Source organism: Leclercia sp. J807 (assembly GCF_009734465.1).
In the GTDB taxonomy this organism is placed as follows: Bacteria; Pseudomonadota; Gammaproteobacteria; order Enterobacterales; family Enterobacteriaceae; genus Enterobacter.
In genome coordinates, this window is record NZ_CP046446.1 from 1,231,299 (window position 1) to 1,255,758 (window position 24,460).

Below are 24,460 nucleotides of genomic sequence, written 5' to 3' on the forward strand. Positions count from 1 at the left end.
TACCGCTGGGGACATATTACCAACGGAGTAACACCGATGAAGAAAGTCGTCACGGTTTGCCCCTATTGCGCATCGGGTTGCAAAATCAACCTGGTGGTCAATAACGGCAAAGTCGTCAAGGCTGAAGCAGCACAGGGTAAAACCAACCAGGGCGATCTCTGCCTGAAGGGGTATTACGGCTGGGATTTTATCAACGACACCAAAATTCTCACCCCGCGCCTGAAGACGCCAATGATCCGTCGTGAGCGCGGCGGCAAGCTGGAAGCCGTCTCCTGGGACGAAGCGCTGGACTACGTTGCCAGCAAGCTCAGCGCCATTAAGGCTGAGCACGGCCCGGACGCGATCATGACCACCGGTTCATCCCGCGGTACCGGGAATGAAACCAACTACGTTATGCAAAAATTTGCCCGCGCGGCAGTCGGCACCAACAACGTCGACTGCTGCGCGCGCGTCTGACACGGCCCATCGGTTGCAGGTCTGCACCAGTCGGTCGGTAACGGCGCAATGAGCAACTCCATTGTCGGCATTGAAAAAGCGGACATGGTCTTTATTTTTGGCTACAACCCGGCGGATTCGCACCCTATCGTGGCGAACCGCGTCATCAAGGCTAAACGCAACGGGGCGAAGATTATCGTCTGCGATCCGCGCAAAATCGAAACCGCGCGCATCGCCGATATGCACCTGGCCCTGAAAAACGGCTCCAACATCGCGCTGCTCAACGCGATGGGGCATGTGATTATTGAAGAAGAACTCTACGACCGCGCCTTTGTGGCGGCGCGTACCGAGGGCTTCGAGGAGTATCGTAAGATCGTCGAAGGCTATACGCCGGAATCCGTTGAAGAGATCACCGGGGTCAGCGCGGCGGAGATCCGCCAGGCGGCGCGGATGTACGCGGCGGCTGAAAACGCGGCGATCCTCTGGGGCATGGGCGTGACCCAGTTCTACCAGGGCGTGGAAACCGTGCGGTCGCTCACCAGCCTGGCGCTGCTGACCGGCAACCTCGGCAAGCCGTACGCAGGGGTGAACCCGGTGCGCGGGCAGAACAACGTCCAGGGCGCGTGTGATATGGGTGCGCTGCCGGATACCTATCCGGGCTATCAGTACATCAATAACCCGGAAAACCGGGCCAAGTTTGCCAAAGCCTGGGGCGTGGATTCACTGCCGGCCCATACCGGGTATCGCATCAGCGAACTGCCTCACCGGGTGGCCCACGGGGAAGTACGCGCGGCGTACATCATGGGGGAAGATCCGCTCCAGACCGATGCCGAGCTCTCTGCGGTGCGTAAGGCGTTTGAGGGGCTGGAACTGGTTATTGTGCAGGATATCTTTATGACCAAGACCGCCGCCGCTGCGGATGTGATCCTGCCGTCCACCTCCTGGGGTGAGCACGAAGGGGTCTACACCGCCGCCGACCGCGGTTTCCAGCGCTTCTTTAAAGCGGTTGAGCCGAAGTGGGACCTGAAAACGGACTGGCAGATCATCAGCGAAATTGCCACGCGGATGGGCTACCCGATGCACTACAACAACACCCAGGAGATCTGGGATGAGCTGCGTCATCTGTGTCCGGATTTCTATGGTGCCACCTACGAGAAGATGGGCGAGCTGGGCTATATCCAGTGGCCGTGCCGCGACGAGTCCGAGGCCGATCAGGGGACCGATTACCTGTTCGAGAAGGAATTCTCCACCCCAAACGGGCTGGGGCAGCTCTATACCTGCGACTGGGTCGCGCCGATCGACAAGTTGACGGAGGAGTATCCGCTGGTGCTCTCAACCGTGCGTGAAGTGGGGCACTACTCGTGCCGCTCGATGACCGGGAACTGTGCGGCGCTGGCGGCGTTGGCCGATGAACCGGGCTATGCGCAGATCAACACGGCGGACGCCGCGCGTCTGGGCATCGAGGATGAAGCGCTGGTGTGGGTGACGTCGCGTAAAGGCAAAGTCATCACCCGTGCGCAGGTGAGCGATCGTCCGAACAAAGGGGCGGTCTATATGACCTACCAGTGGTGGATCGGGGCTTGTAATGAGCTGGTGACGGAGAACCTGAGCCCGATTACCAAAACGCCGGAGTATAAGTATTGCGCCGTGCGTGTGGAGGCGATTGCTGACCAGCAGGCTGCGGAACAGTATGTGATTGATGAGTATCATAAGCTGAAGAAGCATCTTAGGGAGATGGCAATGGGTTGAGGGGAACATGCGGATGCTGTGGTGGTTCCGTTCACCATACGTTCGCTGCTTCTCTGTTAACCGCGTCACCTGTGAACGTGCCAGGGGGGCTCGCCGCCTCCCCCCTGGCAACCCCGGCTCCCGGCCAGGAAAATCGCCGCTACGCGGTCCCTTCGGCTTATTCCCTTCGGCTTTCGGGTCGGGGGCGATCCTACATCCCTGTAGGTCGCCCCCTCTCGGCGCGTCCCTGCGCCTCGCCCCGGCCTGCGGTCAACGCCTCAGCGATTTTCAGCCGGACACGGGCATCGCTGTGAGTCATTTATTCTTTTTACGATTCTTCAGTGCTGTGATTTTGCTGATGCAGGTTTTGTGTTTTGTAGGCCCGTGCAAGCGTAGCGCCGCCGGGCGTGGGCGCAGCACGACATCAACGCCGGGTGGCGGCTTCGCCTTACCCGGCCTACAAAACCAAAAAACAGCGATGAAGAAATAACAAAAAACAAAGGCCTTACAGCGGCTTCCTGGTCCGGCTGAAAATCGCCGAAGCGTTTCCGGAAGGCCGGGACGAGGCGCATGGATGCGCCGAGAGGGCATAGCCTGCAGGGATGCAGGCTGGTGCCCGACCCGAAAGCCTGAAGGAATAAGCTGAGGGTCACCGCGTAGCGGCGATTTTCTTGCCGGGAGCCGGGATTGTTAAGGGGGCGGCGATAGCCCCCTTAACACGTTCACGGGTGACGTGGATTACAGAGAAGCAAGGAAAGTATGGTGAACGGAACCACCTCCACCGCCACATGTTCCCCCACCCGACAAACCATCAGAACCGCGTATTCACACTCATAAACCAGGTCCGCCCCGGTTCATTATAGGTATACGCCCCCGCACCATACATATACGCCCCCGTCGTCGCATTCCCCGTCGTCTGGGCATTCCCCGCACGCCACTGGCGTTTATCAAAGACGTTATCCACGCCGCCGGTCAGGCTCACGTATTTGGTCACATCCCAGGTCGCGCTCAGGCCGACGATGCTGTACGGGCTCACTTCGTCTTTCTCAGAGCCGCTCACCGGCTGGCCTTTGTAGTTGTACTTCTTCGGCTGCTGCTTGCCGTACCAGGTAAAGGTCGACTGCAACGACACATCCTGCTGCACCTGCCAGCTCAGGGTGGAGTTCAGCGTGTACTCCGGAATGATCGACAGACGGTCGCCGGTCTCCTTGTTCTTGCTTTGCAGCATATAGGTGATGTTGTTGGTCCAGTTGATGGCGTCGCTGACCGGCACGTTCAGGGTGCCTTCCAGCCCTTCAACTACCGCCTTCGGCACGTTTTCCCATTGATAAATATCGGTGCGGGTTCTCCCGGCAGAGGTCTGGCCGATCGGCGCATAGCCCGCTTCAATCTTGTCGCGGTAGTCGTTGCGGAACCAGGTCACGCCCGCCAGCCAGCCGTCGCGTTTCCACTCCAGGCCAATCTCTTTGTTGATGCTGGTTTCCGCTTTCAGATCTTCGTTACCCAGCATGTAGCAGCCCACGCCGTCGGCGCTGGCATAGCAGCCCTGGCCTTTGCTGTAGAGCAGGTAGTTCGGGTTGGTCTGGTAGAGACTCGGCGCTTTATAGGCACGGGCGATGCCCATCTTCAGGGTGAAATCATCTCCCAGCCCCTGGGAAAGGTTCAGGGACGGGCTCCAGTTGTTGCCGACGATGGAGTGATGATCGAAGCGCAGCGCCGGGGTCAGCATGGTGGTGTCGGTCAGCTCCATGTTGTTTTCAGCGAACAGGGAGAAAATTTCCGCATCGGAGTAAGGACTGCGATTATCGCTCATTCCCGCAATGGCGCCGCCCTGCAGGGCCTGGCCGTTGGAGGACATATCCTTCATCCGCTGCTGATCCCACTCGGCGCCCAGGGTCAGGTTCTGGTTGACGATAAAGTCGATCGGCAGGTTGATCTCACTGTGCAGCATCACGTCGGAGAGGTCGGTATCGGTGAACTTATCGCTGTTGAACAGCCCTTCCAGACCGCCCGCCAGCCCCTCGCCGAGACGGGAGTTGCGGGTGTGCTCATACTGCGCCCAGTTATTGGTGGTGATGCCATTATCCCAGCCGCCGGTCCAGGTCAGGGCGAAGTTCTGGCGATAGATCCGGTTGGTCTCTTTGCCGTAATTTTTCTTCACCAACCCGTTGCTGCTGTTGTCGTTGTTGGTGTTCTGGGTATCCCCGGCATAGAGGTTGTTCTGGCGGCTGTAGCCCGCTTCGAACTGCAGGGCCTGCATCGGGGCAAACTCCCAGCGCAGCACGCCGTTCACGTCTTTATTCTCCACGCCTTCACGTCCGGCGGGCAGCGTGTCGGCATAGGCGCCGGTACGTTCAGACTGATGACCCTGGTTGATATCCCAGGCGTCGGCCTGGGTTTTATCCAGGTTGCCATACAGACGGAAGCTGAAAGCGTCGCTCAGCGGGCCGCTCAGGCTAAAGTTGGTGCGTTTGGTGGAGCCTTCTTCGTTGTGCTCCGGGGCATTCAGATAGGTGTTCCAGGAGCCATGCCACTCGTTGCTGACCTTTTTGGTGATAATGTTCACCACGCCGCCTGCCGCGCCGTTACCGTAACGCGCCGCCGCCGGGCCTCGGATCACTTCGATACGCTCGATCATCTCTGGCGGCACCCAGCCGGTGTCGCCGCGGGTGTCACGCTCGCCGCGCCAGCCCAGACGGATGGAGTTGCGGCTGGTCACCGGCTTACCGTCAATCAGGATCAGGGTGTTTTCCGGGCCCATGCCGCGGATATCAATCTGACGGTTGTTGCCGCGCTGGCCGCTAGTGGAGTTACCGGTCAGGTTAACGCCCGGCATGGTGCGGATGATCTCCGACACATCGCGCGCCGACGGGTTTTTACGGATCTCATCCGCGGTAATGGTGGAGACGCCCGGTGCCTGCAGGTTCTGCTCGGCGGCGGTGATCACCATGGTATCTTCGTGCCCGGCGGTTTCGGCTGCCATCGCAGGCAGTGCCACACCGTAAATTCCCAGATTGACCAGTAAGGTCAGCGAGTGAAGCTTATTATTCATTGTATGTCCTGCTTTTCGATGCCGCATGCCTCATGGCTCCGTCCCGAATGGGTGAGGCGGCGGAAGGAGATCGCCCGCAGTCTGCGAAAACCCCTCGATCCTGAGTCAGTACGCAGCGCAGAGCATGGTTATTAACTGTTCGCGCTTCCCACAGCGCGTCCATACGCTATTGCAAATGCAAATAGTTATCAATAATATTATCGATATTGTTTATCTTTAATCAACAATTCAGAACAAATCATGGGGTTAAATCGGTGACGACGCTGGAAACGGGAAGTGATGCCTGGTGGCAGTCGAAACAGGGGCCCGACCGGGTGCGGGAGGGGGATCATTATCGGGTGACGTTCTGCTGGCGCGACCCGCAGGGCACGGAGCAGACCTCGCCGCTAAAAAGGGTGTGGCTCTATATCACCGGCGTGACCGATCACCACCATAACGCCCGCCCCCAGACGCTGGAGCGCATTAATGGCACCGACGTCTGGCAGTGGCAGGGTGAGTTCAGCCCCCACTGGCGCGGCAGCTACTGTTTTATCCCCTCTGAACGCGACGACGACTTTGCGGATGCGGTGTTTGCCAGCGATCCCCCGGACCGCATGGCCCTGCGCGAAGGCTGGCGCAGGCTGCTGCCAAAGGCCATCGCCGATCCGCGCAACCCGCAGCACTGGCGCGGCGGACGCGGCCATCCGGTCTCGGCTCTCGAAATGCCCGAGGCGCCATTACAGCCTGGCTGGGATCGCCCGGACACCCCGTATCAACCGGCGCAGTGCATCACCTGGCAGAGCGCAAGGCTCGGCAACACCCGCCGGGTATGGATCTTTACCACCGGCGAGGCATTCCCAGACGAACGTCCGCTGGCGGTGCTGCTGGACGGCCAGTTCTGGGCCGAGAGCATGCCGGTCTGGCCCGCGCTGACGGCGCTCACCCTCGATGGCCAGTTACCGCCTGCGGTCTACGTGCTGGTCGACGTCATCGACACCGACCATCGCAGCCGCGAGCTCCCCTGCAATCCCGATTTCTGGCTCGCCGTTCAGGAGGAGCTACTGCCGCAGGTGCAGGCGCGGGCGCCGTTCAGCGACCGCGCCGATCGCACCGTAGTCGCCGGGCAGAGCTTTGGCGGCCTCTCGGCGCTTTATGCCGGGCTGCACTGGCCCCAGCGCTTTGGCTGCGTGCTCAGCCAGTCGGGGTCGTTCTGGTGGCCACATCGCGGCGGCAAGCAGGAGGGCGTGATCATCGAACAAATTAAAAACCAACAACTTTCAGCCCAGGGGCTGCGCATTGTCCTGGAGGCGGGGCGACGTGAACCGCTGATTTTTCGCGCCTGTCAGGCGCTGTATGCCGAGCTACAGCAGACACAGCAGCCGGTTTTCTGGCGTCCGGTGGACGGCGGACATGATGCACTTTGCTGGCGGGGAGGGCTGACGCAGGGGCTGATGACTCTCTGGCAGCCGCTTATTTAATAATGGAGTCTGGTATGGAATTCAGTAACCCCTTCGACGATCCGCAGGGTCTGTTCACTATTGTGCAAAATGCCCAACAGCAGTACAGCCTCTGGCCCCAACAGTGCGCCTTGCCTGACGGCTGGCACGTGGTGTGTGAGGCGCAGTCGCAGGAAGCCTGTCAGCAGTGGCTGGCGGCCCACTGGCAAACCCTGATCCCGGCCCATTTTGCACAGGTGACTCCATGAGCGTAAAACACCCACTCGTGGCGGCCCAGCCGGGGATCTGGATGGCGGAACAGCTCTCCGACCTGCCCAATGTCTGGAGCGTGGCCCACTACGTCGAGCTGACCGGCCCGGTGGATGCGCCATTGCTGGCGAAAGCGGTGGTGGCGGGCATGATGCAGGCCGATACCCTGCGCATGCGGTTTACCGAAGATAACGGCGAGATCGGGCAGTGGGTGGACGAGAGTGCTACCCTGCCGGAACCGCAAATTATCGACCTGCGCCACCACGCCGACCCGCATGCCGCGGCGTTGGCAACCATGCAGGCCGACCTCAACCAGAATCTGCGCGTCGACAGCGGTCAGCCGCTGGCCTTCCACCTGCTGCTTCAGGTGGCGGATAAACGCTGGTACTGGTATCAGCGCTATCACCATTTAGTGGTGGATGGCTTCAGTTTCCCGGCCATTACCCGGCAGATCGCCGCCATTTACCGCGCCTGGTCTAAGGGGGAAGCCACGCCGGAATCGCCGTTTACCCCCTTTGCTGAGGTGGTGGAGGAGTATCAGCGCTACCAGCAGAGCGAGGCCTGGGCCCGCGACGGCGCCTTCTGGGCCGAGCAGCGCAGGCAGCTTCCGCCGCCGGTGTCGCTCTCCAGCGCGCCGCTGCCGGGGCGCGCCGCCACAACTGATATTCTGCGCCTGAAGCTGACCGCCGATCGCCACGTCTTCAGCCAGCTTGCGAATAACAGCCAGAGCCAGCGCACCGACCTGGCCCTGGCGCTGGTGGCCCTGTGGCTCGCCCGCCTGACCGGACGGATGAGCTACGCCGCCGGGTTTATCTTTATGCGCCGGATGGGCTCCGCGGCGCTGACCGCCACCGGCCCGGTGCTGAATGTGCTGCCCCTGGCGGTGAACATCAACCCGCAGGAGACGCTGCCGGAACTGGCCCAGCGCCTGGCGGGGCAGATGAAAAAGATGCGCCGCCATCAGCGTTACGACGCCGAGCAGATCGTCCGCGACAGCGGGCGTGCCGCCAGTGACGAGGCGCTGTTTGGCCCGGTGTTTAACGTCAAGGTCTTCGACTATCAGCTGGATATCGACGGCGTACAGGCGGTGACCCATACCCTCGCCACCGGCCCGGTCAACGATCTGGAGATGGCGCTCTTCCCGGACGAGCAGGGCGGCCTGAGCATTGAGATCCTCGCCAATAAACAGCGTTACGACGAGGCCACCCTGGCGCGCCACGTCGAGCGCCTTCATGGGCTGCTGGCGCAGTTTGCCGCTAACAGCGACCTGCGCTGCGGCGAGGCCGAAACGGTCTCTGATGTTGAATATCAGCAGCTGGAAAAGATTAACCAGACCGCGGTTCCGCTGCCGCGCACCACCCTGAGCGGGCTGGTGGCGGAGCAGGCGGCGAAAACCCCGGACGCCCCGGCGCTGGCCGATGCGCAATACGAGCTGACCTACCGCCAGATGCGCGAGCAGGTGGTGGCCCTGGCGCATCTCCTGCGCGAGCGCGGGGTGAAGCCCGGCGACAGCGTGGCGGTGGCGCTCCCGCGCTCGGTGTTCCTGACCCTGGCCCTGCATGCCATTGTCGAAGCGGGGGCCGCGTGGCTGCCGCTGGACACCGGCTATCCCGACGATCGCCTGCAGATGATGATCGAGGATGCGCAACCCTCGCTGCTGATCACTACCGACGACCAGCGCCCGCGCTTTGACCATCTGCCGGTGGCGATTTTTAGTTACAACATACTATTGCCTGCGGCGGATGCCACACCTCTGCACCTGAGCAGGCCGGAACAGACCGCTTATATCATCTTTACCTCTGGCTCAACAGGACGACCGAAAGGGGTGATGGTCGGGCAGACCGCCATCGTCAACCGCCTGCTGTGGATGCAAAACCACTACCCGCTCACAGCCGCAGACGTGGTGGCGCAAAAAACGCCGTGCAGCTTTGACGTCTCGGTATGGGAGTTCTGGTGGCCGTTTATCGCCGGGGCGAAGCTGGTGATGGCCGAGCCGGAGGCGCACCGCGATCCGCTGGCGATGCAGGAATTCTTCGGGAAATATGGCGTCACCACCACCCACTTTGTGCCGTCGATGTTAGCGGCCTTTGTCGCGTCGCTGACCCCGGAAAATGTTGCCTGCTGCGCCAGCCTGAAGCAGGTATTCTGCAGCGGCGAAGCCCTGCCCACCGCCCTGTGCAGGGAGTGGGAGCAGCTCACCCAGGTGCCGCTGCATAATCTCTATGGCCCCACCGAAGCGGCGGTGGATGTCAGCTGGTATCCGGCGTATGGCCCGGAGCTGGCGGCAGTAGAAGGTAACAGCGTGCCGATTGGTTTCCCGGTGTGGAATACCGGCCTGCGCATTCTGGATGGGATGATGCGCCCGGTGCCGTTCGGCGTGGCGGGGGATCTGTACCTCACCGGCATCCAGCTGGCGCAGGGCTACCTGGGCCGCCCGGAGCTGACCGCCAGCCGCTTTATCGCCGATCCCTTTGCCCCCGGCGAACGCATGTACCGCACCGGGGACGTGGCCCGCTGGCTGGATAACGGCGCGGTGGAGTATCTGGGCCGCAGCGACGATCAGCTGAAAATTCGCGGCCAGCGCATCGAGCTGGGTGAAATCGACCGGGCGATACTGACCCTGCCGGACGTGGCCCAGGCGGTGACCCACGCCTGCGTCATCAACCAGGCGGCAGATACCGGCGGCGATGCCCGGCAACTGGTGGGTTACGTGGTTTCGGAATCCGGCCTGCCGCTGGATCGCGATGCGCTTTTAACTGCGCTGAAAGCCCAACTGCCGCCGCACATGGTGCCGGTAGTGTTACTGCAACTCAGTGACCTGCCGCTCAGCGCCAACGGCAAGCTGGATCGTAAGGCGCTGCCGCTGCCGGAACTGACGGTTAAAGCCGAGGGGCGCCCGCCACAAACCGACGCCGAATGGACCATTGCCGCGGCGTTTTCCGCCCTGCTGGGCTGCGAGATCTACGACATCGAGGCGGATTTCTTTGCCCTTGGCGGCCACTCGCTGCTGGCGATGCGTCTTGCCGCCAGCCTCAGCCGCCACTTTGCCCGTCAGGTGACCCCCGGCCAGGTGATGGTGGCCCCGACGGTAGGCAAGCTGAGCGCCTTACTGGCATCCGACATCAGCGACGAGCAGGCTCAGCGTCTGGGCTACGAGACACTATTGCCTCTGCGCGAAAGCCACGGCCCGACGCTGTTCTGCTTCCATCCCGCCTCCGGGTTTGCCTGGCAGTTCAGCGTCCTGGCCCGCTACCTGAGTCCGCGCTGGTCGATCATTGGCATTCAGTCGCCGCGCCCGGGGCCGATGCAACACTGCGCTACCCTGGACGAGGTGATCGAGCACCACCTGGCGACGCTCCGGGCTCAACAGCCGCACGGGCCTTATTACCTGTTCGGCTATTCGCTGGGCGGCACCCTGGCCCAGGGGATCGCCGCCCGCCTGCGCGCGCAGGGAGAAGAGGTGGCGTTCCTGGGGCTGCTGGATACCTGGCCGCCGGAGACGCAAAACTGGTCCGAAAAAGAGGCCAACGGCCTGGATCCTGAGGTCTTAGCGGAGATCGAGCGTGAGCGACAGGCGTTCCTCGCCGCCCAGCAGGGGCAAACATCCGGGGAGCTGTTTAGCGCCATTGAGGGTAACTACGCCGATGCGGTGCGCCTGCTGACCACGGCGCACAGCTCAACCTTTGACGGCAAAGCGACGCTGTTTGTTGCCGAACGCACGCGAACGATGGATCCGCAGCAGGCCTGGGCGCCGTGGGTAGGGGAGTTAGAGGTCTACCATCAGGATTGCGCCCACGTGGATATCATCTCCCCGCAGGCGTTTGAGCAAATCGGTCCGGTGTTGAAGGAGATTCTGGGGTAGCAACAACGCCCGGCGGCGCTGCGCTTGCCGGGCCGACGGACCGTGCCATAAGGGTTTTGTAGGCCGGGTAAGGCGCAGCCGCCACCCGGCGTTTTTTTTACCGCCGTCCCAGCGGCACCACCAGCGGCGTGCCCGCCACCGGATCGTCAATAATCATGCAGCGCATGCCGTAGATCCGCTCGATCAGATCCGGGGTGACGATCGCTTTCGGTGCTCCCTCCGCCACAATCTTGCCGTCGCGCAGGGCTATCAAATGGGTGGCGTAGCGGCAGGCCTGGTTCAGGTCATGCAGCACCGCCGCCAGGGTAAAGCCCTGGGTGCGGTTGAGGTCGCTCAGCAGCTCCAGCAGATCGATCTGATGGCTGATATCCAGCCAGGTGGTCGGCTCATCCAGCAGCATGATCGACGTCTCCTGGGCCAGCACCATCGCAATCCACGCCCGCTGGCGCTGCCCGCCGGAGAGGGTATCCACGCTCTGCGCCGCCAGGTCGGTAATGCCGGTGGCCTGCATCGCTTTGGCTACCGCCACTTCATCCTCTTTACGCCAGCGGGTAAACAGCGGCTGGTGCGGATAGCGCCCGCGCGCCACCAGCTCCTGCACCGTGATATCCCCCGGCGTGGTGGCGTTTTGCGCCAGCAGCCCGACCCGGCGCGCCACCTCTTTGCTGGCAAAGCGCTGGATCTGCTCGCCATCGAGATAAACACTGCCGTGCAGCGGCGTCATCAGACGGCTCAGGGTACGTAAGAGCGTCGATTTCCCGCAGCCGTTGGGGCCGATAATGGCGGTAAAGTGGCCGTCGGGGATCGCCACCTGCAGATCCTCGGCCACGATTTTCTTACCGTAGCCAAGGGTCAGATTGTCGCCGCGCAAGCGGGTCAGATTGGCACTCATTTCTTGCGGGACTCCTGAACAAGCAAGACGATGAGGTAGATGCCGCCAAGACTGACGGTCACCACCCCCACCGGAAGTTGATAGGGCATAAACAGTCGCTGGGCGCAGAGATCCGCCGCCAGCAGCAAGAGCGATCCGCACAGCGCCGACTGGGTTAATCCCCAGCGGGCGGTGCCGCTCAGACGGCGGGCAATGTGCGGCGCCACCAGCGCAATAAAGGAGATCGGCCCGGCGATGGCGGTGGCCGCGGCGGTTAATACCACCGCCACCAGCATCAGCATCAGGCGCGAACGCTCGACGCTCACCCCCAGCGCACAGGCGCTGTCATCGCCCATCTCCAGCAGCCGCATGCGCTTCACCAGCAACATGGCGGAGATAAACATCAGCAGGATCAGCGGGGCGGCGGGCAGGGTTTTGGCCCACGTCAGACCATTGAGCGACCCGGCGAACCACAGCCCGGCAGAGAGCGAGGTCTCCAGCGACGCCTGCAGCAGCAGCCAGGTATTAAAGGCCATCAGCATGGCGCGCATGCCGATGCCGATGATGATCAGGCGGAAGGTCTCGATCCCATCGCGCCAGGCCAGCGCCCAGACCACCAGCGAAGTGAGAATGCCCCCCGCCATGGCCGCAAGCGTAATGGCCGTCAGGTGCTGACCAAACAGCACCATCGCCACCAGCACGCCGCTCCAGGCGCCAGTGTTAAAGCCCATCACGTCCGGGCTGCCCAGCGGGTTGCGCATCAGCGACTGGAATATCGCGCCGCTGATCCCCAGCGCCGCGCCCACCAGCAGCGCCATCGCCACCCTTGGCAGTCGCCATTCCGTCACCACCATGGTGATATTGCGCGGCGCGCTGCCGGTGAGGGCGTTAAAGACCTGAGAGAAATCGAGCGTCACCGCGCCGCTTTGCAGGCTGACGATCGCCACGGCGAGACTCACCAGCACCAGCAGCAGGCAGCTGAACACTAAACGACGAGAAGGGGCCATCACACTCCACCTCCGCGCTTGCGGCGCACCAGGAAGATCAGCACCGGCGCGCCGATAAAGGCGCTGACCACGGATACCCGCAGTTCACCCGGTACCAGCAGCCGTCCCAGGATATCGGCAAACAGCAGCAGGGCAGGGGTGGCAAGCAATGTCACCGGCAACGACCAGCGGTGATCGGCCCCCACCAGCCAGCGGGCCATGTGCGGCATCATCAGGCCGATAAAGGCGATGGGGCCCACCACCGCCGTGGCGCTCCCGCACAATACGGTGATGGTCAGTAATCCCAGAAGCTGAGTGCGTGCCACCCGGCTGCCGAGCGCGGTAGCGGTGTCGCTGCCAAGGCTCAGGCTGTTAAGCGCCCGGCTTAACAGCAGCGCCACGGCGGCGGCGATCAGTACCGGCACGCTCACCACCTGCAACGTTTGCAAGGTGCGGATATCCAGGGAGCCCGCCTGCCAGAAGCGCAGCTGGTCGTAAACGTCCGGGTTGAGCAGGGCGATGCCGTTGGAGAGCCCCTCCAGCACCGCGCCGAGCGCCACGCCCGCCAGCGTCAGGCGCACCGGGCTGAGCTGGCCGCCGCCCTGGCTGCCGGTAAAGGCTACCAGCAGGGAGGCGGCAAAGGCGCCGCACAGCGCCATCACCAGCTGTTCGCCGGGGGTGGAAAAGCCAAACAGCGCCGCGCCCAGCACGATGGCGAAGCTCGCTCCGGCGTTAACGCCAAGAATGCCGGGGTCGGCAAGTGGATTGCGGGTCAGGGTTTGCATCAACGCCCCGGCGAGACCGAGGGCGGCACCGGCCAGCAGGCCGGCCAGGGTGCGCGGCAGGCGGGCATCCCGCACGATGGTGCAGTCGGCGCTTTGACAGGTAGCGGAGAGGGCATCCACCACCACCGAAAAGGGCAGCGGTTTGGCGCCCACCAACAGGCTGAGGGCAATCGCCAGCGTGAGCAGTAACAGTAAGCCGGGCACGGCAACGGCGCGTGACGCGGAAAAGGAGTACGACATAGCTACGTCCATGATTTGATAATGATAGTAATTATCGTTATCTATCTTATTTAGCTATGTTAGCATGTGCGGCCATGGAATTGGTACAAAAGAAACCATTAAGGCTTTGTAATGACCCGACAATCCTGGCTGCTCAATCTGAGTTTGCTGAAGACCCATCCGGCGTTTCGTGCTGTTTTTATTGCCCGTTTTATCTCTATTTTATCCCTTGGCCTGCTCGGCGTGGCCGTCCCGGTACAAATCCAGATGATGACCCACTCCAGCTGGCTGGTGGGGCTCTCTGTTACCCTCACCGGCGGGGCGATGTTTATCGGCCTGATGGTGGGCGGAGTGCTGGCGGATCGCTACGAGCGTAAGAAGCTGATTCTGCTGGCGCGGGGCACCTGCGGGGTGGGCTTTGTCGGTCTCTGTCTGAACGCGCTGCTGCCGGAGCCGTCATTAATTGCCATCTATGCCCTCGGTCTGTGGGATGGCTTTTTTGCATCATTAGGGGTGACGGCGCTGCTGGCGGCGACGCCTGCGCTGGTGGGGCGCGAAAACCTGATGCAGGCGGGGGCCATCACCATGCTCACCGTGCGTCTGGGATCGGTGATCTCGCCGATGGTCGGCGGTCTGCTGCTCGGCACCGGAAATGTGGCCTGGAACTACGGCCTGGCGGCAGCGGGCACCTTTATCACCACCTTAACCCTGCTGCGGCTGCCGCTGCTGCCGCCTCCGCCCCAGCCGCGCGAGCATCCGCTTAAGTCGCTGCTGGCGGCGATCCGTTTTCTGTTCAGCAACCCGCTGATTGGTGGTATCGCTCTGCTGGGTGGGCTGCTGACGATGGCGAGCGCAGTGCGGGTGCTCTATCCGGCGCTGGCGATTGCGTGGCAGATGAGCGTGTCGCAGATTGGCCTGCTCTATGCCGCCATCCCGCTGGGTGCAGCCTTTGGCGCCCTCACCAGCGGCAATCTGGCGCAGAGTGCCCGTCCGGGATTAATTATGCTGCTGGCAACCCTGGCCTCGTTTATTGCGATTGGTTTCTTCAGCCTGATGCCGGTCTGGGCGCTGGGGGTGATCTGCCTGGCGCTGTTTGGCTGGCTGAGCGCGGTGAGTTCGCTGCTGCAATACACCCTGATCCAGACTCAGACCCCGGAGGCGATGCTCGGGCGGATCAACGGCTTGTGGACGGCGCAAAACGTTACCGGCGATGCGATTGGTGCCGCCATATTGGGTGGTCTGGGGGCAATCATGACCCCGGTGGCTTCGGCGAGCAGCAGCGGGTTTGTGCTGGCGATGGTGGGCGCGATATTGCTGGTGGTGCTGGCGGAGCTACGCCGGTTCCGGCAGGAAGTTGCCACGGCGTAACGCGGTGGAATGTGCCGGGTGGCGGCTACGCCTTACCCGGCCTACAAAACCTACACCGTCACGAACCGTAGGCCCGGTAAGCGAAGCGCCACCGGGCATCAACAGGCACGACTATTTAAACAAGGTCTCTAACCGCTCCAGCACGCGGGTGGCGCTGAAATAATCCAGACGGAAGGTTTCAGTCCCCAGCGCCCAGACGCGTTTGTTCTGCACTGCCGGCAGATGGGACAGCAGGGGGTTGGCGTAGATGGCATCCACATCCTTCTGATCCCCGGCAAACAGGAACAGCCCTTCGCCGTTCAGACCGGCGGCCAGGTTTTCCCCCCCTAACTGCACAATGTCGTGGCGCTTGCCCTGGCTCTGGGACGGATTCAGCCCGGCGGGCAGAGTGGCAAGAGAGAAGCCGAGCTGTTGCAACAGCTTGCCCTGCGCCGACTCGGCGGTCCAGAGGTTGGCGCTGTGAGCAGCAGCGGTGTAGACAATGGCATTCACCGGCTGCGGCGGCAGCGTCATCTGCGCTTTTACCCGGGCGAGCTGCTTATCAAACTCCGCAATCCGCGCCGCGGCCTGCTGCTCCTGGCCGGTAATCGTGCCCAACTGGGTCAGCAGCGCCTGCCAGCTTTTATCGTCGTAATTGATGATAAGGGTCGGGGCGATGGCGGAGAGCTGATCGTAGAGCGCGACGGCGGAATCGCCCCCGGTGGCGCTGATGAGGATCAGATCCGGCATCTGTGCGGCCACCGCTTCTGCGCTCGGCTCACCGATGTAGAGCCGGGCCAGCTTACGCTGTTTCGCGAGATCACCCCACTGACGCAAGAAACCCTGATCGTCCGCCACCCGGTTGTTCGGGGTGGTGGCGCCGCTGGCGACCACCGGGGCGTCAATGGCCAGCAGGGAGCCGGTGAGGGTCAAGCTGGTGGAGACAATCCGCGTCGGTTTGCTCTCAAGGGTATGCGTTCCGCGGCTGTCCGTCACCTGACGCGGCCAGTCGGCGGCGACGGCTGAGGTTAATCCTGAAAATAAAAGGCTGATAAAAAGCAGGGTGTTACGGCAAAAGGCGGGCAGTTTCACTAAGGGGCATCCTGTTTTTGTTGAAGTTAATGCTTCTCATTTTCATGAATGAGCCGCAGGGATGCAAGCGATAGTCGCATAAGTTACACGCTGGGCTGTTGACACCATTGCGCTCTGGGATTAGGTTAGCCAGCGAAAATATAAATGATAATAATTCTTACTGCTTTTATCATTTCAGGAGGATGATATGGATACGTCACTGGCTGAGGATGTTCAGCACACCGCGACCCGGCTGCAAAAAGAGAGCTTCTTCTTTATGTCGCCTTACCGCAGTTTCACCACGTCTGGCTGCTTTGCCCGTTTCACGACCCCTGCCGTCAATGGCGACGATCCGGCAAGCGCATTTCAGCAAAAGCTGACCCAGGCCTTTGCCGATGCCAAAGCCGCCGGGATTGCTAACCCGGTGATGGTGGGGGCCATCCCCTTTGATACCCGCCAGCCGTCGTCGCTGTTTATCCCGGAGCAGTGGCAATCTTTTGCCCGCCCGGCGCGCCAGCAGTCTGCCCGCTATGCCGCCCGGACCTCACCGCTGACGGTCAAATCCCGTACCGAGATCCCGGCCCAGTTAGCCTTTGAAGAGATGGTGGCTCGCGCCGCCGCGTTGACCGCCACTCCGCGCGTCAACAAGGTGGTGCTGTCGCGCCTGATCGATATCGCAACTGAAGAGAAACTCGACAGCGGCGCGCTGCTGGAAAAACTGATCGCCCAGAACCCGGCCAGCTTTAATTTCCACGTCCCACTGGAGGATGGCGGGGTGCTGCTCGGCGCCAGCCCGGAGCTGCTGCTGCGTAAAGAGGGGGCCCACTTCAGCTCCCTGCCGCTGGCAGGCTCGGCTCGTCGTCAGCCGGATGACATGCTCGATCGCGAGGCGGGAAACAAGCTGCTGGCCTCGGCAAAAGATCGTCACGAACATGAGCTGGTCACCCAGGCGATGAAGGCGGTGCTGGCCCCGCGCAGCCATCAGCTGACCATGCCTGCCTCGCCGCAGCTGGTCACTACCCCGACCCTGTGGCACCTCGCCACCCCGGTAGAAGGCGAAGCGCGTGAAGATGAGAATGCCCTGACCCTGGCCTGCCTGCTGCACCCGACCCCGGCATTGAGCGGCTTCCCGCACCAGGCGGCGAAGGAGCTGATTGCCGAGCTGGAGCCGTTCGACCGTGAGCTGTTCGGCGGCATCGTCGGCTGGTGCGACAGCGAAGGCAACGGTGAGTGGGTAGTGACCATCCGCTGCGCACGTATTCAGGCCAACAGCGTACGTCTGTTTGCCGGCGCTGGAATTGTTCCGGCCTCTTCCCCGGTGGCCGAATGGCGTGAAACCGGCGTGAAGCTGACCACCATGCTCAACGTTTTTGGTTTGCATTAAGGATTAATCATGACCCTTCCCTTTACCCGCTGGCCCGACGAATTTGCCCGCCGCTATCGTGAAAAAGGTTACTGGCAGGATCTGCCCCTGACGGACATTCTCACCCGCCACGGCGACAGCGACGCGATGGCGATTATCGACGGCGAACGCCGCTTTACCTACGGCCAGTTCCAGCAGTCCGTCAATAACCTGGCAGCTGCATTGCAGGCGCAGGGCGTTCAGCGGGGTGAAACCGCCCTGGTGCAGCTGGGCAACGTCGCCGAGTTTTACATTACCTTTTTCGCCCTGTTACAGGTGGGGGTGGCCCCGGTTAATGCGCTCTTCAGCCATCAGCGCAGCGAGCTGAACGCCTACGCCAGCCAGATTGAACCCGCGCTGCTGATTGCCGATCGCGCTCATGGTCTCTTTGCTGGCGACGACTTCCTCCACACCTTTATGGAGCAGCACCGTTCCGTGCGCGTGGTGCTGCTGCGCGGCGACGGGCTGGAGGCAACGATGGCCCGCCCGGCAGAAAATTTTATCGCCAGCCCAACCCCGGCGGACGAAGTGGCGTTTTTCCAGCTCTCCGGCGGCAGCACCGGCACGCCAAAGCTGATCCCGCGTACCCATAACGACTACTACTACAGCATTTGTCGCAGCAACGAGATCTGCGGCATTACCGCTGATACGCGTTACCTGAACGCGCTCCCGGCGGCGCATAACTTCGCGATGAGTTCCCCCGGCTCGCTGGGGGTCTTTATGGCCGGTGGCTGCGTGGTGCTGGCGAACGATCCAAGCGCCACGCTCTGCTTCCCGCTGATCGAACAACATCAGATCACCGTCACTTCGCTGGTGCCGCCTGCGGTCAGCCTGTGGTTGCAGGCCATTGCGGAAGGGGCGGGTAAGACTCAACTGGCGTCCCTGCAACTGTTGCAGGTGGGCGGGGCGCGACTCTCCGCCACCCTGGCCGCCCGTATTCCGGCTGAGATCGGCTGTCAGCTCCAGCAGGTATTTGGCATGGCCGAAGGGCTGGTGAACTACACCGCGCTGGACGATACGCCGGAGCGGATCACCAATACCCAGGGTCGCCCGATGTGTCCGGATGATGAAGTGTGGGTGGCCGATGAGCACGGTAATCCGCTGCCGCGCGGCGAGGTGGGACGCCTGATGACCCGCGGGCCGTACACCTTCCGCGGCTACTACAAGAGCTCGGAGCACAACGCCAGCGCCTTCGATAAGAACGGCTTTTACTGCTCCGGGGATCTGATCGCCATTGACGAGCAGGGCTACATCACTGTGCAGGGGCGTGAGAAAGATCAGATTAACCGCGGCGGTGAAAAAATTGCCGCCGAAGAGGTGGAAAACCTGCTCCTGCGCCACGAGGCGGTGATCCACGCCGCGCTGGTCAGCATGGAGGACAGCCTGCTGGGCGAGAAGAGCTGCGCGTATCTGGTGGTGAAACAGCCCCTGCGCGCGGTGGAGGTGCGCCGCTTCCTGCGCGAGCAGGGCGTGGCTGAATTCAAACTGCCGGATCGCGTCGAGTGCCTGGAGGCACTGCCGCTGACGCCGGTAGGGAAAGTCGATAAAAAACAATTACGCCTGTGGCTGGCCGAACGGGCCCGGGGCTGAGGAGCAAGACGATGGCAATTCCAAAATTAACCGGTTATGCGCTGCCAGGCGCGGCTGATCTGCCGACCAATAAGGTGAGCTGGACGCTGGAGCCCGCGCGCGCCGCGCTGCTGATCCACGATATGCAGGAGTATTTCCTCAACTTCTGGGGCGATAACTGCCCGATGATGGCGCAGGTGGTGGCGAACATTGCCCGGCTGCGCGACTACTGCAAACAGCAGGGGATCCCGGTTTACTACACCGCCCAGCCGAAAGAGCAGAGCGATGAGGACCGCGCCCTGCTGAATGATATGTGGGGGCCGGGCCTGACCCGCTCGCCGGAGCAGCAGCGCATCGTGGCTGAACTGACGCCGGACGAAGCCGACACCGTGCTGGTAAAGTGGCGCTACAGCGCGTTTCACCGCTCGCCGCTGGAGCAGATGCTTAAAGAGAGCGGCCGCGACCAGCTGATCATCACCGGCGTGTACGCCCATATCGGCTGCATGACCACCGCCACCGACGCCTTTATGCGCGACATTCAGCCATTCTTTGTCGCCGATGCGCTGGCAGACTTCACCCGGGACGAGCACCTGATGTCGCTCAAATATGTGGCCGGTCGTTCCGGGCGCGTGGTGACCACCGACGAGCTGCTGCCGTCGCTGCCGGCCAGCAAAGCGGCGCTGCGCGAGCTCATCCTGCCTCTGCTGGATGAGTCCGATGAGCCGATGGATGATGAAAACCTGATCGACTACGGGCTGGACTCCGTGCGGATGATGGCCCTGGCGGCGCGCTGGCGCAAAGTGCATGGCGATATCGACTTCGTGATGCTGGCGAAAAACCCGACCCTTGATGCCTGGTGGGCGCTGCTCTCCCGCGAGGTGAAATGATGCTGGATTTCACGGGTAAAACCGTCTGGGTGACCGGGGCCGGAAAGGGCATCGGTTACGCCACGGCCCGGGCGTTTGCGGCGGCGGGCGCGGAGGTGACGGGCTTTGATGTCGCCTTCCCGCAGGCGGAATATCCTTTTGTCACCGAAGTGCTGGATGTGGCGGATGCGCAGCAGGTCAACGCGGTTTGCGGGCGTCTGCTGGCGAACCTCGAGCGGCTTGATGTATTGGTGAACGCTGCCGGTATTTTACGGATGGGGGCGACTGACCAGCTGTCGCAGGACGACTGGCAGCAGACCTTTGCGGTCAACGTCGGTGGGGCGTTCAACCTGTTCCAGCAGACGATGGGCCAGTTCCGTCGTCAGCAGGGCGGGGCGATTGTCACCGTCGCCTCCGACGCGGCACATACGCCGCGTATCGGCATGAGCGCTTACGGCGCCTCGAAAGCGGCGCTGAAAAGCCTGGCGCTCACCGTCGGCCTGGAGCTGGCGGGGAGCGGCGTGCGCTCTAATCTGGTGTCGCCGGGCTCCACCGATACCGACATGCAGCGCACCCTGTGGAAAAGCGACGATGCCGAGCAGCAGCGCATTCGTGGGTTTGGCGAGCAGTTTAAGCTCGGCATTCCGCTGGGTAAAATTGCCCGTCCAGAGGAGATCGCCAGCACCGTGCTGTTCCTCGCCTCCGACCACGCCAGCCACATCACGTTGCAGGATATTGTGGTGGACGGCGGCTCCACGCTGGGGGCCTAGATGATCTGGAAACGTCATTTATCGCTGGAGGCGCTGAACGCCACCAGCCTGAACACGATGGTGGCGCATCTGGGGATCGTCTACACCCGGCTGGGAGACGACACCCTGGAAGCCGAAATGCCGGTAGATACGCGGACGCATCAGCCGTTTGGTTTACTGCACGGCGGCGCCTCGGCGGCGCTGGCGGAGACCCTGGGGTCGATGGCTGGCTTCCTGATGAGCCGTGACGGGCAGAGCGTGGTGGGCACGGAGCTGAATGCCACCCATCACCGGGCAGTGGCGCAGGGCAAGGTGCGCGGGGTGTGTCAGCCGCTACATCTCGGTCGCACCAGCCAGAGCTGGGAGATCGTGGTCTATGACGAACAGGGACGGCGCTGCTGTACCTGCCGGTTGAGTACGATGGTGCTAGGTTAATATCGGGGCGAGATTATTCTTGCCCTGAATCATTTGTATTTACCTTAACGACATTAACAGGACCTTTATCCTAAAAAACCTTTTTTTAATTGCGCCAGGATGGTCGCCGTTACGAATTTTCGCTATGCTGCGCGGCGGCATGAATATACAGGAAATGACAATGAAAAAAATGGGATATATTCCAGGGGCGCTCGCTGCATCATTATTATTATCAGGATGCGCTACCTACTGGGGAAAAGTACCTTATACGCCGCCGCCGGATTCCGAGCAAAATACGGCAAATGTTCGCATGATTGGTAATCCGCCAGGGTTTACCATCAGTCAGCACGGTAATAAAGATGGTGCGGTTGATTTTACCAGCATTGTTGTATTACGACCCACCCACGATCTGGGCTTCCCGAAAGCCAGCAACGATCCGGATCGCTATAAAGACACCTATTACGACACAAAGGTGTATGCCGGAACGCCGACCCGGGTTGGGTTCAGGTTTCTCTATGGCTGTAGCTTTGTAAGCTATACCTTTGTGCCGCAAAAAGGGGAAACCTATGAGTTCCGCCTTTCCGTTTCGGATAAGAGTGGCTACTGCGTCCTGTACGCGACCCATCTGAAGTATGACAGTGAAAATCAGATCTACCTGGACGAAAAGGTCGAACAATATGAAGGTTACACCAGTAAATAGGATCACCATAAAAACATCAGCCTTTATTCTGGCGGGGGTATTTTTTATGGGGATGCTCAGCGGTTGTATTGGCAATATCGATCGGACGCAACAGGGAAGCGTCAGTAAACTCCAGGAAAGCGAACTGGATAAAAAACTGGTGCCGGGTAAGACGACCAAAAAGGATGTATTACTTCTGCTGGGGCGACCAGATATTCCGCAGGATTACAACCACCAGAATACGTGGTTATATCACTCGAAAGTCAAGGGTCGCGCACTCTATGTTATCGTTCCGGTAAATTATGATGAATCCGTGACGCTGGTACTGACCTTTAATGAAAATAAAGTACTTACCCACCGTGAATATAAAAAGGTGTAATTAAGCGCCTTTGCTTTCTCTCGATCCCCGCCTCTGTGCGGGGATTTTTCGTTAGCCCCCAGGGGACCTGGTCGTGATCGGCTTAACACTGTGGTGTAAATCTCTGGTTTGACCACACATTATTGCGTTTTAAAGTTGTTAAATTTTAAGGGTTGTTCTAGAAACAAAATGTAACATCTCACTGTTTCACGACAACGGACAACGACTATGAACAACTCAGGGAAATACCTTTTATGGGCAGGGCTCTCCGTTGTGGGTGCCTTTGCCCTGGGCTATATCGCCCTTAACCGGGGGGAGCAGATCAATGCGCTGTGGATAGTCGTCGCGGCGGTCTGTATCTATCTGATTGCTTATCGCTTCTACGGCAAGTTTATTGCCCATAACGTCCTCTCGGTCGATTCGACGCGCATGACGCCTGCGGTGCGCCATAACGATGGGCTGGACTATGTGCCAACCGACAAAAAAGTGCTGTTCGGTCACCATTTTGCCGCTATCGCCGGGGCCGGGCCGCTGGTGGGGCCGGTACTGGCCGCGCAGATGGGCTACCTGCCGGGGATGATCTGGATCCTCGCCGGGGTGGTGCTGGCAGGCGCAGTGCAGGACTTTATGGTCCTGTTTGTCTCCACTCGCCGCGACGGGCGTTCCCTCGGTGAGCTGGTAAAAGAGGAGATGGGGCCGACCGCCGGGGTGATTGCGCTGGTGGCCTGCTTTATGATTATGGTGATCATCCTCGCGGTGCTGGCGATGATCGTGGTGAAAGCCCTGACCCACAGCCCGTGGGGGACATATACCGTCGCCTTTACCATTCCGCTGGCAATCTTTATGGGGATCTACATCCGCTATCTGCGGCCGGGGCGCATCGGCGAAGTGTCGGTGATTGGCCTGGTCTTCCTGGTCTTCGCCATTATCTCCGGTGGCTGGGTGGCAGAGAGCCCAACCTGGGCACCGTACTTTGACTATACCGGCGTGCAGCTGACCTGGATGCTGGTGGGCTATGGCTTTGTGGCGGCGGTGCTGCCGGTGTGGCTGCTGCTGGCCCCGCGCGATTACCTCTCCACCTTCCTGAAAATCGGCACCATTGTCGGCCTGGCGATTGGCATTCTGATCATGCGCCCGACCCTGACCATGCCTGCGGTAACAAAGTTTATTGATGGCACCGGTCCGGTCTGGTCCGGCAATATGTTCCCGTTCCTGTTTATCACCATCGCCTGTGGCGCGGTCTCTGGCTTCCATGCCCTGATCGCCTCCGGCACCACGCCGAAGATGCTGGCTAATGAAAATCAGGCCTGCTTTATCGGCTACGGCGGTATGCTGATGGAGTCCTTTGTTGCCATTATGGCGCTGGTCTCCGCCTGCATTATCGATCCGGGCGTCTACTTTGCAATGAACAGCCCGATTGCGGTGCTGGCGCCTGCCGGTACGGCGGACGTGGTGGCCTCTGCGGCGCAGGTGGTCAGCGGCTGGGGCTTTAGCATTACCCCGGATACCCTCTCCCAGATCGCCAACGAGGTGGGCGAGCAGTCGATTATCTCCCGCGCGGGCGGTGCGCCAACCCTGGCGGTGGGCATGGCCTACATTCTGCACGGCGCGCTGGGCGGTCTGATGGATGTGTCGTTCTGGTATCACTTCGCCATCCTCTTCGAAGCGCTCTTTATCCTGACGGCGGTGGATGCCGGGACACGTGCGGCGCGCTTTATGCTGCAGGATCTGCTGGGAGTCATTTCACCTAACCTGAAACGCACCGAATCGCTGCCTGCCAACCTGCTGGCGACGGCGCTCTGTGTCCTGGCCTGGGGGTACTTCCTGCATCAGGGGGTAGTCGATCCGCTGGGCGGCATCAACACCCTGTGGCCGCTGTTCGGTATCGCTAACCAGATGCTGGCCGGTATGGCGCTGATGCTCTGTGCGGTGGTGCTGTTCAAGATGAAACGCCAGCGTTACGCCTGGGTCGCTCTGGTGCCAACCGCCTGGCTGCTGATCTGTACCCTGACCGCAGGCTGGCAGAAAGCCTTCAGCAGCGATGCCAAAGTGGGCTTCCTGGCCATCGCCAACAAGTTCCAGGCGTTGATCGACAGCGGCAAGATCCCAGCGCAGTATACCGAGTCGCAGCTCTCCCAGCTGGTCTTTAACAACCGTCTGGATGCCGGACTGACCATCTTCTTTATGGTTGTGGTTGTGGTGCTGGCGCTCTATTCTCTGAAGACCGCGCTGGCCGCCCTGAATCAGGACAAACCTACGGCGAAAGAGACGCCGTATGAGCCGATGCCAGCCAACTATGAAGAGATTGTGACCCAGGCGAAAGGGGCGCATTAACCTGTGTGCCGGGTGGCGCTAGCGCTTACCCGGCCTACCTTTTTGTGA

General features: G+C 61.3%; 18 protein-coding genes. 13 read left to right on the plus strand and 5 right to left on the minus strand.

Features of this window, described 5'->3' with window-relative positions:
• Positions 1-36: 36 nt before the first annotated feature.
• The gene (fdhF, locus tag GNG26_RS05675) at positions 37-2,184 is read left to right on the plus strand and encodes a formate dehydrogenase subunit alpha (RefSeq protein ID WP_156238028.1); all 2,148 of its coding nucleotides are present in this window, start codon (positions 37-39) and stop codon (positions 2,182-2,184) included.
• A gap of 790 nt (positions 2,185-2,974) precedes the next feature.
• On the opposite strand, the gene GNG26_RS05680 is transcribed toward fdhF, so the two are convergent.
• On the minus strand, positions 2,975-5,215 hold the full coding sequence (locus GNG26_RS05680) for a TonB-dependent siderophore receptor (RefSeq protein WP_114315666.1): 2,241 nt from the start codon (positions 5,213-5,215) through the stop codon (positions 2,975-2,977).
• Between the two features lie 254 nt (positions 5,216-5,469).
• Here GNG26_RS05680 and fes point away from each other — a divergent pair, with 254 nt between their 5' ends.
• From fes to entF, 3 genes are read left to right on the plus strand one after another with little or no spacing between them, the layout of a single operon-like run.
• Positions 5,470-6,672 carry an enterochelin esterase gene (gene fes, locus GNG26_RS05685; protein WP_156238029.1) on the plus strand — a complete coding sequence of 401 codons (1,203 nt, stop codon included), beginning with the start codon at positions 5,470-5,472 and terminating at the stop codon, positions 6,670-6,672.
• A 14-nt stretch (positions 6,673-6,686) separates the two neighbouring features.
• Positions 6,687-6,899 (plus strand): MbtH family NRPS accessory protein, encoded by a 213-nt coding sequence (locus GNG26_RS05690; RefSeq protein WP_156238030.1) that lies wholly within the window; start codon positions 6,687-6,689, stop codon positions 6,897-6,899.
• A complete protein-coding gene (gene entF, locus GNG26_RS05695; protein ID WP_156238031.1) occupies positions 6,896-10,762 on the plus strand; it encodes an enterobactin non-ribosomal peptide synthetase EntF in 3,867 nt (1,288 codons plus the stop codon). Before GNG26_RS05690 ends, entF begins: the two co-directional genes overlap by 4 nt.
• Before the next feature lie 97 nt (positions 10,763-10,859).
• On the opposite strand, the gene fepC is transcribed toward entF, so the two are convergent.
• Genes fepC through fepD form a run of 3 tightly spaced genes read right to left on the minus strand, consistent with a single transcriptional unit; the run spans position 10,860 to position 13,644 of the window.
• Positions 10,860-11,654 carry an iron-enterobactin ABC transporter ATP-binding protein gene (fepC, locus tag GNG26_RS05700; RefSeq protein ID WP_156238032.1) on the minus strand — a complete coding sequence of 265 codons (795 nt, stop codon included), beginning with the start codon at positions 11,652-11,654 and terminating at the stop codon, positions 10,860-10,862.
• Positions 11,651-12,640 (minus strand): iron-enterobactin ABC transporter permease, encoded by a 990-nt coding sequence (gene fepG, locus GNG26_RS05705; protein ID WP_156240137.1) that lies wholly within the window; start codon positions 12,638-12,640, stop codon positions 11,651-11,653. The genes fepC and fepG overlap by 4 nt, the downstream gene beginning before the upstream one ends.
• Complete coding sequence (gene fepD, locus GNG26_RS05710) at positions 12,640-13,644, minus strand: Fe(3+)-siderophore ABC transporter permease (RefSeq protein ID WP_156238033.1); 1,005 nt, start codon at positions 13,642-13,644, stop codon at positions 12,640-12,642. The genes fepG and fepD overlap by 1 nt, the downstream gene beginning before the upstream one ends.
• A 111-nt stretch (positions 13,645-13,755) precedes the next feature.
• Between fepD and entS the strand changes: the two genes are divergently transcribed.
• A complete protein-coding gene (gene entS, locus GNG26_RS05715) occupies positions 13,756-14,991 on the plus strand; it encodes an enterobactin transporter EntS (RefSeq protein ID WP_156238034.1) in 1,236 nt (411 codons plus the stop codon).
• Between the two features lie 111 nt (positions 14,992-15,102).
• Here the strand turns inward: entS and fepB are convergent, their stop codons facing one another.
• Complete coding sequence (fepB, locus tag GNG26_RS05720; protein WP_156238035.1) at positions 15,103-16,062, minus strand: Fe2+-enterobactin ABC transporter substrate-binding protein; 960 nt, start codon at positions 16,060-16,062, stop codon at positions 15,103-15,105.
• 187 nt (positions 16,063-16,249) lie between these two features.
• Here fepB and entC point away from each other — a divergent pair, with 187 nt between their 5' ends.
• The 8 genes from entC to cstA all read left to right on the plus strand — a co-directional run bounded on the left by entC (position 16,250) and on the right by cstA (position 24,412).
• Complete coding sequence (gene entC / locus GNG26_RS05725) at positions 16,250-17,425, plus strand: isochorismate synthase EntC (RefSeq protein ID WP_156238036.1); 1,176 nt, start codon at positions 16,250-16,252, stop codon at positions 17,423-17,425.
• 9 nt (positions 17,426-17,434) lie between these two features.
• Positions 17,435-19,033, plus strand: coding sequence for a (2,3-dihydroxybenzoyl)adenylate synthase EntE (entE, locus tag GNG26_RS05730; RefSeq protein WP_156238037.1), 1,599 nt, complete (start codon positions 17,435-17,437; stop codon positions 19,031-19,033).
• An 11-nt stretch (positions 19,034-19,044) separates the two neighbouring features.
• The gene (locus GNG26_RS05735; RefSeq protein WP_156238038.1) at positions 19,045-19,899 is read left to right on the plus strand and encodes an isochorismatase; all 855 of its coding nucleotides are present in this window, start codon (positions 19,045-19,047) and stop codon (positions 19,897-19,899) included.
• A complete protein-coding gene (gene entA / locus GNG26_RS05740) occupies positions 19,896-20,648 on the plus strand; it encodes a 2,3-dihydro-2,3-dihydroxybenzoate dehydrogenase EntA (RefSeq protein WP_197080131.1) in 753 nt (250 codons plus the stop codon). The genes GNG26_RS05735 and entA overlap by 4 nt, the downstream gene beginning before the upstream one ends.
• Complete coding sequence (entH, locus tag GNG26_RS05745; RefSeq protein ID WP_156238039.1) at positions 20,649-21,062, plus strand: proofreading thioesterase EntH; 414 nt, start codon at positions 20,649-20,651, stop codon at positions 21,060-21,062.
• A 160-nt stretch (positions 21,063-21,222) separates the two neighbouring features.
• Positions 21,223-21,741 (plus strand): hypothetical protein, encoded by a 519-nt coding sequence (locus tag GNG26_RS05750; RefSeq protein WP_231604224.1) that lies wholly within the window; start codon positions 21,223-21,225, stop codon positions 21,739-21,741.
• Positions 21,719-22,099 (plus strand): outer membrane protein assembly factor BamE, encoded by a 381-nt coding sequence (gene bamE, locus GNG26_RS05755; RefSeq protein WP_231604225.1) that lies wholly within the window; start codon positions 21,719-21,721, stop codon positions 22,097-22,099. Before GNG26_RS05750 ends, bamE begins: the two co-directional genes overlap by 23 nt.
• 207 nt (positions 22,100-22,306) lie before the next feature.
• Positions 22,307-24,412, plus strand: a complete 2,106-nt coding sequence (gene cstA / locus GNG26_RS05760) for a pyruvate/proton symporter CstA (RefSeq protein WP_156238040.1) — start codon at positions 22,307-22,309, stop codon at positions 24,410-24,412.
• Positions 24,413-24,460 lie beyond the last annotated feature (48 nt).